Annotated in this window: 8 protein-coding genes; 4 read left to right on the top strand and 4 right to left on the bottom strand. The window is 41.7% G+C overall.

Translation table 11 applies throughout. The features are described 5' to 3' along the window. Positions 1-22 precede the first annotated feature (22 nt). Together EFT72_RS11975 and EFT72_RS11970 are read left to right on the top strand one after the other, a co-directional pair. The gene (locus EFT72_RS11975) at positions 23-616 is read left to right on the top strand and encodes a TetR/AcrR family transcriptional regulator (protein WP_124067154.1); all 594 of its coding nucleotides are present in this window, start codon (positions 23-25) and stop codon (positions 614-616) included. A 15-nt stretch (positions 617-631) separates the two neighbouring features. Beyond that, entirely contained in the window at positions 632-3,205 is a 2,574-nt protein-coding gene (locus EFT72_RS11970; protein ID WP_124067153.1) for a PEP/pyruvate-binding domain-containing protein, read from the top strand. A 27-nt stretch (positions 3,206-3,232) separates the two neighbouring features. On the opposite strand, the gene EFT72_RS11965 is transcribed toward EFT72_RS11970, so the two are convergent. The 4 genes from EFT72_RS11965 to EFT72_RS11950 form a co-directional block, all read right to left on the bottom strand. Next, on the bottom strand, positions 3,233-5,662 hold the full coding sequence (locus tag EFT72_RS11965; protein WP_124067152.1) for a hypothetical protein: 2,430 nt from the start codon (positions 5,660-5,662) through the stop codon (positions 3,233-3,235). 26 nt (positions 5,663-5,688) lie between these two features. After that, positions 5,689-6,564: a carbohydrate ABC transporter permease gene (locus EFT72_RS11960; protein ID WP_124067151.1), complete on the bottom strand. Its 876-nt coding sequence runs from the start codon at positions 6,562-6,564 to the stop codon at positions 5,689-5,691. A 14-nt stretch (positions 6,565-6,578) separates the two neighbouring features. Further along, on the bottom strand, positions 6,579-7,508 hold the full coding sequence (locus EFT72_RS11955) for a sugar ABC transporter permease (protein ID WP_124067150.1): 930 nt from the start codon (positions 7,506-7,508) through the stop codon (positions 6,579-6,581). A 93-nt stretch (positions 7,509-7,601) separates the two neighbouring features. Beyond that, positions 7,602-9,026, bottom strand: coding sequence for an extracellular solute-binding protein (locus tag EFT72_RS11950; RefSeq protein ID WP_124067149.1), 1,425 nt, complete (start codon positions 9,024-9,026; stop codon positions 7,602-7,604). Positions 9,027-9,239: 213 nt separating this feature from the next. Here EFT72_RS11950 and EFT72_RS11945 point away from each other — a divergent pair, with 213 nt between their 5' ends. Together EFT72_RS11945 and EFT72_RS11940 are read left to right on the top strand one after the other, a co-directional pair. After that, positions 9,240-10,862 carry a response regulator gene (locus EFT72_RS11945; RefSeq protein ID WP_124067148.1) on the top strand — a complete coding sequence of 541 codons (1,623 nt, stop codon included), beginning with the start codon at positions 9,240-9,242 and terminating at the stop codon, positions 10,860-10,862. Further along, complete coding sequence (locus EFT72_RS11940) at positions 10,862-12,646, top strand: histidine kinase (RefSeq protein ID WP_124067147.1); 1,785 nt, start codon at positions 10,862-10,864, stop codon at positions 12,644-12,646. The genes EFT72_RS11945 and EFT72_RS11940 overlap by 1 nt, the downstream gene beginning before the upstream one ends. The last annotated feature ends 4 nt before the right edge of the window (positions 12,647-12,650 follow it).

Genomic DNA, 12,650 nt, shown 5'->3' with positions numbered 1-12,650 from the left:
GTCGATACAGGAGGTAATACGTATGCCAAAGGGTATTATTCTAACATCAGAACAACAAGTAAAACGCCGCCTTGACATTATGAAAGTAGCGTTGGAGCTCTTTTACGTGAAAGGAATCGAGAAAACATCAATGAGGGAAATTGCTGAACTGGCAGGGTTAGGAAAATCAAGTCTTTATGATTTCTTTGAATCAAAAGATGAAATTGTGGTATTTGCGATTGAAGATCAAGTGAAGAATGCGATTACAACAGTACAAGAGATTATCAATGCCAATCTTCTCCCAGAGCAATCTTTAAGGGAAATCATGAAGATCACTCTTGCCTATTCAAAAGGAAATACCATTCTATTTATGTGGCTGGGGGCAAAAGCATATTTTCTAGATGGGATTTACCAGAAGCGGATTAGAAACGTACGTCATAGTTACCAGGATATTGTACAGTCGGTAATTGAACAAGGGATTAAGGAGGGATTTTTTCGGGTAGCAGATGTGGAACTGGCATCACGACTGCTGATTAATTCAATGCTTTCTATTACTTATACATCCCGTCCATCTCATAGTATGGAAGAAATGCTCAATGAAGCAGTCAATATCTTTTTACACGGAATCACTGTTTAAAGGGAGGTGTCTGATATGACTTATATTGTATCAATGAAACATCACAATACAACAATTGAAACCGTAGGTGGCAAGGGAATGTCCCTGTCGAAAATGCGGGCAGCCGGATTGCCAGTTCCAGATGGGTTTCATATTACTACCGAGGCCTACCGGCTTTTTGTTCACGCAAATAAAATTCAGCCACATATTATCGAAGCCTTCCATGGACTTGACCCCAGTAATACGGCAAAGCTGGAAGCAGCCTCCCTGCAGATCAGCAATTTATTTGCAAAGGGTAAAATGACTGATCAGCTAAAAAAAGAGATTATATCTGCCTATCAAAAGCTAGGCAATGTAGCGGTTGCCGTTCGGTCGTCGGCTACTGCCGAAGATTTGCCCGGCGCATCTTTTGCCGGGCAGCAAGATACTTATTTAAATATACAAGGCGAAAATGAAGTTCTTACGGCCATAAAGCGTTGCTGGGCCTCTTTATGGACGGCCCGTGCGATCTCTTATCGTTTGATCAATCATATTGATCAGGCTACAGTTGCACTTGCCGTCACCGTTCAAAAACTAATTTTTTCAGATACTGCAGGTGTTTTATTTACGGTCAATCCAGTAAACGGAAATCGAGATGAAATACTCATCAATGCCACTTGGGGACTGGGTGAAGCGATGGTATCCGGTCTGGTCACTCCAGATACCATCGTTGTTTCCAAGACTTCTGAGAAAATTACTGGGTATGAGACTGCAGACAAACAATTTATGACAATCCGTAGTACAAAAGGGACCAAAGAGGTACCAGTCGCTTTCCCGTTACGTCAGAAACCAGCTCTCACTATTGCACAAGTCAAGGTATTGACAGCGCTTGGAAAAACAATCGAACAATTCTATCAGATGCCGATGGATGTGGAATGGGCTTTGGAAAAAAATCAGATGTATATCGTTCAGGCCCGTCCAATCACAGTACTGCCTCCCAATTGGAAACCTCTCGAAAAAGGAGTGATCTACACCAAGGGCAGTTTAGCAGAACATATCCCCAGTCCCGCTACTCCTTTATTTGCAACTCTGGGAATGGATCTAATGAATCAGGCGACTCTTATTCTATGGAACCATATGTTTGAACATAGCACCAAAAAGTTATGGCCCACGCATGGTGCATACGTCACGATTAATGGATATACCTATCTGTCCTGCAGATTTAAGCCACTGCTTCTGATTACAAAATCTTTCTCCCCAAAATCCATACGCCGTACCTATAAAAAGAGTGTGGAAAGATCGAATAAAGCACGAAAGGATTTTGCAAAGGTCGTTACGGAATGGGAAAATAAATCAATGGAAGCCTTGAGCTCAGAACAACTGCTGGGTGGAATCCGAACCGTTTTCGGAGCAGCCTGTACCTATTTTACAAACATTCAGCTCTGCTTACCTGCAGCGCTTACAAGTGAAGCAATATTAACAAAATTATTTAAAGGTACGGCTGCCAAAGCTGGCGTACCTGATATTTCAGTACTTTTATTGGGAATGGACACAATTGCTTTGCAGGCAGAGAAATCGTTGTATAAAATTGCCAAGTACGCCTCCCAATCCCCGGATTTAATCAACTATCTTAAAAACACTTCGTCAACCAATGTTAGCAAGCAGTTCTCAGCTGATACCCCACCTTCAATGATCTCAGATGAGCTGTGGACGCAATGGAAAAAACAGTTACAAATGTATTTTATAAATTATGGCCGAACCGCCTATGAATTTGATTTTTCCAATCCCACCCCTCAGGAAGTACTCACTCCTTCCTTTGAATCAATTAAAACCTTTGCTGCCGATCGGGGAGAAAGCCCCTTCGCGCGTCAGGCTGAGGCTAAAAGCCGGCGAAATGAAGCTGAAAAAACAATTTTAAAACACCTTCACGGTCCCCGAAGAAAGTTGTTTTTTAGACTGTTAAGTTGGGCACAGGCAACCGCACCTATGAGAGAGGACGCCATCTTCTCAATGGGAATGGGGCACCCGGTAATTCGCAGAATGCTAAAAGAGATTGCACAGCGGCTGATGAAAAAAGGGGCACTCTCACAGTCTGAAGAAATCTACTGGCTCTACGAGACGGAATTGACAGATCTGGTAAAACGACTGGACCTTGGTGAGACATTGCAAAATCTGACCCGTGCAATTCCCGAACGTCGGGAAGAATGGAAAAGGAGTCAAAGCTATACATCTCCCCCAGAAATCCCAGAAAGGAAAAAGAAAAAATCTCATTGTAATTTGGAAAAACCAGAAATGATTGATGGCAATACAGTTCTTTATGGAATCGGCACCAGTTTGGGAACTGTTACGGCTCCGGCCTGCGTTCTATACGGTCCGGCTGATTTTGTAAAGTTCCAGACTGGCGATATTTTGATAGCCGCAACTACCACACCAGCATGGACGCCACTATTTGCTTCTGCCAGTGCTGTTGTAACCGATATAGGAGGACCCCTAAGCCACTCCAGTATTGTCGCCCGTGAATATGGCATACCGGCGATTATGGCCACTCAGTTTGCAACCCGAAAAATTCAGACCGGACAAATCATCACCGTAGATGGGAAAACAGGGACGGTGATGATTCATGATAAATAACAGATCCTATTCGTACTACCTGCGGCATCAAATATACTGGGTCAGATTCTCGTGTTTTTCGTACTGCAGACTTTCTTTTACAGAGATAAGCGTTCCTGTCTCCTTATTATAAATCGGGTTCATACGTTTACAGCTTTCCATAAAATCCGAAAGACTGATATCGTCCGACTGGCTTCCACAAATACAAAGATATGCACAATCCCTGCTATCTGCCCGATATTCACACCCAGAAAGCTGATCTTCATATGGTTTTAGTTCTTCACTACACCAAATTGCAACATATCCTTTGGAGGCCTTTCCAAAAATCCAGTTTCCGGTAAATGTCTGTTCCTCAAACCGGCTTTCTGGCCAATACACATGGGTAAATGGAATGGGGTGATTTTCCGGGATCCGGTAAATTCCATAGAGGATATTTTTAACCTGTTTTAAAGCAGGCATCACTCCATTTCCAAACCAGTATCCAGGTCTTGTAGAGCAGGTCTCACAGCTGCCACCAGGATGATTAACAAATACCACTGCTGCCGGGTCTAAAGCCGCATACCACATATGCTGCTGATACCCATATACGCCAGGTTCAAATTGTGTAGTACCGTGAAAGCATTCATTTAAGGATTTCACATAAGCAAAGCTCCCCTTATCCGCCTGATCATTCCCATATAGATTTTCCCAGGATCTGGGCTCTCCTTCTCTTTTGGACTGTACGGAAGTTAGCATGTAATCCGCTGTTTTTTCCACACATATTCTGGCATTGCTTTCTCCATAAACCACAGATATAGGATTTTTCATAACCTCTTTTAAGCCTTCTGGTATCTTGTACTTACTGGTTGCAAGGAAAATAATCCACTCACTGAATCGGTCCGGTGCCTCCGGATCAATTAAATTCACAAGACTCTGGATATCCTGTGCATACGGATAGAGAACCTCCCTGTAAACCCGCCCCATAGGAGCAATGGAAACCCCTTGAAACGTCTGCAAAGACAGATCATAAAGCAGGCGGTCTGCTGCTTGTTTCGCCAAAGAAGAAAGCTCATCATCTGCAAAGTCAACTACATTTAAGATTGCAGCAAATGTAATGGGAGAATAGCCTCCGCTATGGAATTCATCAAAACCTTCTTTTATTGTCTCTTTCATCCAGTCGTAAATTCTTACACGGGCTGCTTCCTTCCTCTCTCTGCCAGTCTTTTGAGAACGTACAAAAATCTCATCCGGGTAGAAATCTCCTGCAATATAGGCACTGACAAAAAACATCAGTGAATGGTTTTCACTCCAGAAGCACATACCATCATTTCCCGCTTCGTCCATCCAATAACGATAATTTACCATCACTTCTTTGCAGCGTTTTGCCATCGCATGATCCATTTCATAGAGGCTGATAAAGCGTACCAGTGCACAGGTCAGAAAATCAGAGCAATCTCTTCTGGATTCGATCTGGTCCAGGGACTTATAGATTTCCTTTTCATCATCGGGATGGATCTTTTTAAGATAACGGCGAGCCAGTATCGGATACATGGAAAAGCTCTCTGTATCCCCTCTTGGTATCTGTAATACAGAAGCAATTCGGTCATAAATTCGTTTTTCATTCTCTTTTTCCTCTACCGTCTGGCTCCATACTGGTGAAAGAAGTTCCTGACGCTCAAAGTTTCTTACAAGCTGCTGATCATTCACAGTAACCGCCACTTTAAACCAAGGCAATTTCGGATTTAGATGAGCCTCTGTTTTGCCTTTTATCTCCTGATCGGTATACCGGTCTTTGTACTCCATAAAATCCACTGGTCTGGAATCATAAATCAACTGACTCCCTTCGGGAGCTTCTGCCGGGAAAATGATCGTTTCTCCCTTTAAGCTTATATTCGTAAGCCACTCTCCTGCTTCCGCACACGCACTGACCGCTACCGCTTCCGGAAGAGTCACTTGAAGCAAATCTCGTTCTTTTCCCTGAACCTGAATTCCGAACAGGGTCCTGGTATCTCTCACTCCCAGATTCTGAAGACGGACAAAAATCAAATTCTCTCCCTGATTCAGCTTCAAGCGGAGAGTCCCTCTGCTGATCGGTTTATAAACGGGTTTTTCAATTCCTCCACAGTAACTTCCGTTCACCCAGACATCAACAGCCCCATAGCTCCAAAGCCAGGCTTCTACTTCCAGGTCCCTTGGAGCATTTAAAACAGTGGCACCATGAAGTTCTATTTTTTTCAAGAGTGGGTAGAACGCTGACTGATCCACAAACCAGCTTCCGTAATTGTAATAATATTCCCAGGGAAGTCCCAGTGTACTGACCGCACCAGCACGAATCGTCCCCTGCGGCATCTGTGTATTGTGATCGAAGGCTTCTAGACGCATTGTTTTTTCACAGGCAAGCTGATCTTCTCCTGTCACTTGGCTGCAATAAGGAGTTTCCTTTTTCCCACTTACCAGATAATTCGTTATAAATCCATATTCATTTAAATTAAATATCATTTTGATACCTCTTTTCTTTTCTGATCTTACCCCTTAACGGCTCCTGCTGTCATTCCTCCCATAAACTGTTTGCTTGCCACAATATATACGAAGATAATAGGAATAATGGCTATGGCAGACCCTGCAAACAAGATATTCCATGCTGCTGCACCGTCTCCTGCATTCTGAAGCGCCACGACTCCTACCGTCAGCGGACGAAGCTTATCGTTAGTCATGGTAAAAATCAAAGGAAGGATATACTCGTTCCAGCCTCCACGGAAGGATAATAAGGCAACGCTTGCCAAAGCAGGCTTTAACACCGGAAGAATGACTCTGCTGTATATTCCGAAAAAGCTGCAACCATCCATCTTTGCGGCTTCATCAAGTTCCTTTGGAATGCTGTTCATAAATCCATGGATTAAGAAAATATAGATAGCCTGACTGCTTCCTGCCGATATAAGTATAATTGCAATCAGGGAATTATTCATATGAATCTTAACAGCCAGTTCAAACAAAGGGCGGAGGGAAGCACTTCCCACATTGATGAACATAAACATTACCATGGCATTGTAGATGAGACCTTTTAAACGGAATTCCTTTCTGGAAAAAACATAGCCTGCCATACTGCTTACAAGGATTGAAATTGCCATGACACCAAAACCGATGAAAAGGCTGTTCCCTGTATATCTGGAAAAGTTGGCCATTTTCCATGCCTGAATATAATTGTCTACAATAAATGTCTTTGGAATCAGGTTGAGTCCCCCCGCTACCAGCTCACTGTTGGTTTTAAAGGAACCAAATGCAATATAAACAACTGGATATACAGTAAATACTGCCAATATCGCAAGCAAGAGAAAAATTACTGCATTGATTAATTTTGTTTTATTTGATTCTACGGAATGACCCGCTCTTTCCTTTGCCATCCTTTCTCTCCCTCCTATGAAATGTCATCCATCTTTTTGCTGAAATTCAAGTAAATAACCGTGACAATTCCCACAATGAGAGCTGAGACGATGCTGAGTACAGAACCATATCCGATCTGAAGATGGGATGCTGCTGCCGAGGTTCCAAATACCATTTGGAAAATATAGGAAAACATGACATGCGTCCTGTTATTGGGACCGCCTCCTGTCAATACAAGAATGGATTGGTAATCTTTAAATGCAGTAGTGACTGCCAGCATAATTACAACCTTAAGCACAGGTCCAAGCATGGGAAGGGTAATCTTGAAAAATGTCTGAATTCCATTTGCACCATCAATTTGTGCACTCTCATAGACATCGGAAGGAATTCCTGTCAGACCGGAAATCAAAAGAATCATATAATTTCCAAATGCCCCCCAGACTGCGACAATTACCACGGCAATCATGGCTGTTTTACCACTTCCAAGCCAGTCAATTGGCTGTTTGATCATTCCCGCCGCCTGAAGAAAGCCGTTTAGTACCCCATTATAGGTCGCAAAAATAAAATACCAGATCAGGCTGTATACTGCAGAGCTAATTACTGTTGGCAGAAAATAGATGCCTTGTATCAGACCGCTGGCAAACCGTTTCCTCTGAAGAAGTACAGCCGTCATCAGAGAAAGGGGAAGGACAAACAGAAGCTTTAAAACAGCGTATTCAAACGTATGAAGAACACTTTTCCAGTAAATCCCATCGGTAGTTAATCGTTTAAAGTTATCAAATCCGATAAAATACGCTTTAAATCCATTATAATCATAAAAAACATAACGGATCAGCCATGCAAACGGATAGACGGACATGACCAGGATAAAAAAGATTGTGGGAAGAAGCATCAACCACATGGGAATATCCCCACGATCCCAGCTTTTTTTGAATCTTTGTCCCAAAGATTTTTTTGAATTCATACATCGCACTCCTTACTTTCATAAACTTGACCCTATGTCAAAAAAGCTGCTGCAAGACAGCAAATCTGTTCTGCAGCAGCCGTAATGCCAGTCCTATTTATCCAGATATTCCATAGTACCTGCATTCGGGTAAAGTGGATCATAATTCTTAATAACCAGACGTTTTGTCTTGCCCATCTTTACTTCTTTGTCCAGTGCATCGTTATAAGTCTGATTTAGTTTTGCGATGGTGTCATCGATAGAAGCACCATCTGGGAGACATGCATTCCATAATGCGTCTCTGTAATTTTCTCCGTCAGGAGTTACGGAAGGAGCCACCGGAAGCACTGCTTCATATTCTGCGCCAGCAAAATCTGCCATTCTGCCGATTTTAGTCTTGTCAATCATCTCTTCCATATATTGAGATATTGGAAGGGAATAGCCGCCTTCTAAATACCCCTTTAATACCGCTTCTGATCCAAAGTACTCAATTACTTCCCAGGCTTCCTTGGGATGCTCCGTAAAGGCACTCATCAGCCATCCGGTGTTGGGATTGCAGGCTTCACTTCCCTTAATCTTACCATCTAACGTTGGCAGCTGTGCAACTCCCCATTCGATCTTTGCAGGGAACTGTTCTGTCAAAACAGTAGCTTCTTGGGATGCATTTGCGTGAATTCCCACATGTCCCTCTGAAAATTGTACACGCACTGGGTCAATTTTCATGGAAGCAGATCCAGGGAATACGCTTTCATCTGAAAACATCTGACGAACAGTTTCAAGATATGGCTTAAAGCCGGAAAAATCATATTTACCTTCTTTGTAATTATAAGGAGTGATTCCACTCATTTCAGCAGAATGCTCTAACCAACGCTCGAACGGGCCGCTGGCACCAGGGAAAACAATTCCATAAAAATCACCAGCTCCTGCCTCTGTAATCTGTTTTGCAACTGCAGGAAGATCACTCAAATTTTTAGGAACCTCAATTCCCAGCTGATCGAATATCTCTTTGTTATAGATAAATCTAGAACCACTTCGTTTTCCGCCTGGTACCCAGTATATCTTGTCTCCCAGTACATTGCAGCCTTCGTATAAATGTTCCTCAACCTCATTGACCTTTTTAAATTCATCGGTCAGATAATCATTAATCGGCTGAATGATTCCATTTTCTGCAAAATTCTTAAAATCGGTGGCACTTACCTGCGTAAATAAATCAGGTGACTGCCCTGAATTTGCAGCCATGGAAATCAGATTCTCATAGTTTTCTGTCTGAACTACATAATCCAGTTCAATATGATCGTTTGTTTTGTTAAATTCATCTACAATCTTGTTCATATACTCCAGATCATGACGGTTGTTGGTCCATACGGTGATCTTCACCTTTTTAGAAGAAGATGCTTCTTTTTCTTCTCCCCCAGTAACCGTGGACTGTATCTCTTTCTCCTTACTTTCCGCAGTGTTTCCAGAAGAACATGCAGACAATGCCGATACCGCCATCATACCAGCAAGTCCAATCGCAACCAGTTTCTTAGACTTTCTCATAGTTTCCGCTCCCTTTCTATTTGTTTGATTTTTTTGATCCGATACTAATATAACATCATCATAATACAAATTCACCAATAAAAACACCACATTTTTTACTGTACATGTGACATTTTTTACTTTATTTTTTGTACATTTTGTTTTTCTTGATTTTAATTATGCACAATGCTATAATTGGTTTACCTAAACTACAGCCGCAAAAAGGAGACAGCTATGTATCCATTATCCATAATAACTCTGCTGATCGTGGACGATGAAGCAGAAATACGTTCTGGTCTGCGCTCTATTATTCCATGGGAAGACTATTCAATCTCTGTCATTAGCACAGCCGTTAACGGTGCAGAAGCACTGGATAAGATTCGCTACTATGAACCAGACATTGTAATCACAGATATTCAGATGCCAGGTATGAACGGTTTGGAACTGGTTCGGCGTGCCAAGGAGGAACAGTTTGACTGTTCTTTTGTTATTTTAAGCGGTTATGACGAATTTGAATATGCAAGAACTGCAATTAAATATGGGGTCAAAGAGTATTTACTCAAACCCATTTCCACTAGGGACTTAACTGAATTGATCCTGAATTTAAAAGAAGATATAGTAAGCAAACGTGGAATGCAGAGTGACCAGCTTTCCACGCTTTTAAAACTTAGAAAAGCACAGATTTCCCTGCGCAAGCAAAATTTGATCCCTCAGCTGCTGCGGGGTGAGCTAACTGCTTTGGAATTGAAAAAAATCATAGATAATTATGCACTTTCCATAAAGGACACAGAAAGCTGTGCCGTACTAATTCAGGCTTTTTCCTCTTATCGGTATGCAGACGAGAATGCCGAACTGACTCAGACTATGGACCCTTTAAGGGATTCCTTGGAGAAAGCGTTAAACGGAAGTCCCGCTCTGATTGCAGATTTTCCTCCTGCTGGACTGCTGCTTATCTTAAATCTTCCTATTCATTCTGATCCGTATGGAAATCTTAACCAACTTTTGGAAGAATATATAAAATCCACCGGCTTCGTTGATACTCTGCAAATTACTGCAGCGATTGGGAAATCCGTATCCTCTCTTTGCGAAATTCAGTCTTCGTTCCAAGATGCAAGACAAACGATAACCTGGCATATTTATCCAGAGACAGGTCCTGTTCTTGATTCTTCAGTCATTGATACCAAACAGCCACCTGTAATTATGCCAGGGGACGAAATTCTCGAAGCCATTTTAAAGAATAACAGAAAAAAACTTGAGGAACGGTTTAATCTGTATTTTGATAAATTGTTGTCACCGCAGACTCCTCCGCCTTCCTATTTATATAGTATGTGTAATTATCTGATCATCACCTTGCAAAGCCAGCTGACCCGTTATCTAGACGGACCTCCCAAAAGCTATACAGGCAATTCTTTTGCGGCTCTTTCCAGTTTAGACTCTCTTTTAGATATCCGAAGCTTTATGATAACGATTCTTTGTGGATTTGCAGAGGAATTGACGGTAATCCAGGCTGCAAAAAACGATCCTTTGATCGAAAAAGCAATCGACTATATTAATAAAAATTTATTGAAAAATCCAAAAACGGAAGATGTATGTAGTTATTTGGGATTAAGTAGAAGTTATTTCAGTACATATTTCAAAAACAAAACACAGCTGAATTTCCGGAATTATACACTGGATTTAAAAATCAATTATGCGCAAGCGCAATTAAAATTTCCAGAACATTCCCCTAGTGAAGTATCTGTTCTTCTGGGATATGAGGATTACAGATCTTTCAGCAGAGCATTTAAGGCAAGAACCGGTCTTACTCCTTCCGAATATCAGAAACAGTACACAGCCGGAGAAAGGAACGGTCAATAATGAGACGTTTTGCCAATTTAAAGTTCCACTACCAATTGTTAATTGGTATGATTTTCATTACATCGGCTGCGCTCTTTTTGATCAGCCAGTTGTCCTATTCTTACTTTTACAACCGCAATACCAATGAAGTGCGAAAGAAAGAAAGCAGTTCCGTACAGATGGCCGCAGACTCCCTCTCCTCTCAGTTTAACTCTTTGTCTGCAGCTACCAATCATCTTCTGGTCAAGGAACCCTTTCCTAAGATGATTTCTGATATTAATAACAGGAATTTTACAGGCTATGCCAAATATTTTTCCTCGGCTACTGCTGCGACTGATTCCTTTCTTCAGAATCATAACATGGTGAACAACGTACTAATCTGTGGGGAGAACCACATTGTTTTCAGCCCCACTTCACTGGGAATTGGAAACCACTTTGAGCAGCTGTTTCCAGAAAACATCTGGCAATACACAAGTATCACTGTCCTGCCTACCCGTTTTAACACTATGTTTGGAAAAGATGGGGCGATTCCTATTGTTTATCCGGTTTCCAGAAATTTATCTTCGGGAAATTTAAGTTACCAGGATATCTCGGACAGCAGAAAAGCAAGATTTATACTTTTGATAGATACCAATCAGATCCGAGACTATTTTAACCGGATGTCCAACCGTTATACCTATTGCATGTATCTGGCAGATGAAAATGGCCATCCCCTTGATATAACTGGAAGCGAATATCCTGACGCATTTCAGCCTCAGATCCGCCAATGGATAGAAAAAAATCCTTCCGCACAGAGAGGCTTGGTTAAAATAAAGAATGAGGATCTATTTTTATCCATGAACTCCATCAAATTCTGCAATTTAAAAGTAGTCCACTTGACAAAAAAGGCGGCTCTTACCGGAGATATTAGGGAGCTCCGCTCGTTTTTTATTCTAGTATGGATTTCTTGTTTCTTTGCGGCCGTCTTATTAAGCCTCGCTCTTTCCGGTCTTCTTACCAGAAACTTAAAGGTGCTTGGTACAATAATCCGAAACATTAACGACAATACCTATACAACACGAAGGGAATTTGCTCATACGGATGAAATCAGCCTTCTGGGCGTACAGTTAAATCAGATGTACGATACCATAAAACTCCAGCTTTTACAGATTAAGAAAGAGGAACAAAAAAAGGCACTGGCAGAGATACAGATGATGTCGGAGCAGATTAACCCTCATTTTCTTTACAATACTCTGGAATGCATTCATTTTCAGATATTAAATGGTCATTCGGAGACTGCCGAAGCGATGCTTGAGAGCCTGGGGAAATATCTGCGAATTACCCTTAGTTTTGGTAAAACGCTCATCTCCGTTGAAAAAGAGGTGGAGCACGTCACTTCCTATTTGGAAATCATGAACCGCCATTCTTCTAATGGGATTCAAATGGAAGCAAAAATTGATCCGCTGTTAAAAGATTCCAAAATCATGAAGGTTCTGCTGCAGCCGCTGGCAGAAAATTGCATCCGCCACGGTTTTGGCGGTTTCGTTAATGGTTTCGGACCGGTTCCTCCACGAATTGATATTCAGATATCAGAGGCAGAAAACAACCGGATACGGATCGAAGTGATGGACAACGGGAAAGGGATTGATATTAAAGAGGCAACTGCCTGCATTACAGATAATTCTCCAGAGTCTCAAAGGCATTTTGGACTATCCAATATAAAAAAGAGATTGAAGGCATGTTATGGGGATTCTTTTGGCATATCATTTCTAAGCATCCCTTACTTAAAGAACAGCGTAATTATTGAAATTCCTAAGGATATTTAACCAA

The sequence above is a fragment of the Clostridium sp. E02 genome (assembly GCF_003833015.1).
GTDB lineage: Bacteria > Bacillota > Clostridia > Lachnospirales > Lachnospiraceae > Lacrimispora.
This window is presented reverse-complemented; position numbering and strand designations above follow the sequence as displayed.

What these genes read in the sequence shown, in the direction of transcription:
- EFT72_RS11975 (WP_124067154.1), top strand. Translation starts at nt 23, where the DNA reads ATGCCAAAGGGTATTATTCTAACATCAGAACAACAAGTAAAACGCCGC.
- EFT72_RS11970 (WP_124067153.1), top strand. Translation starts at nt 632, where the DNA reads ATGACTTATATTGTATCAATGAAACATCACAATACAACAATTGAAACC.
- EFT72_RS11965 (WP_124067152.1), bottom strand. Translation starts at nt 5,662, where the DNA reads ATGATATTTAATTTAAATGAATATGGATTTATAACGAATTATCTGGTA.
- EFT72_RS11960 (WP_124067151.1), bottom strand. Translation starts at nt 6,564, where the DNA reads ATGGCAAAGGAAAGAGCGGGTCATTCCGTAGAATCAAATAAAACAAAA.
- EFT72_RS11955 (WP_124067150.1), bottom strand. Translation starts at nt 7,508, where the DNA reads ATGAATTCAAAAAAATCTTTGGGACAAAGATTCAAAAAAAGCTGGGAT.
- EFT72_RS11950 (WP_124067149.1), bottom strand. Translation starts at nt 9,026, where the DNA reads ATGAGAAAGTCTAAGAAACTGGTTGCGATTGGACTTGCTGGTATGATG.
- EFT72_RS11945 (WP_124067148.1), top strand. Translation starts at nt 9,240, where the DNA reads ATGTATCCATTATCCATAATAACTCTGCTGATCGTGGACGATGAAGCA.
- EFT72_RS11940 (WP_124067147.1), top strand. Translation starts at nt 10,862, where the DNA reads ATGAGACGTTTTGCCAATTTAAAGTTCCACTACCAATTGTTAATTGGT.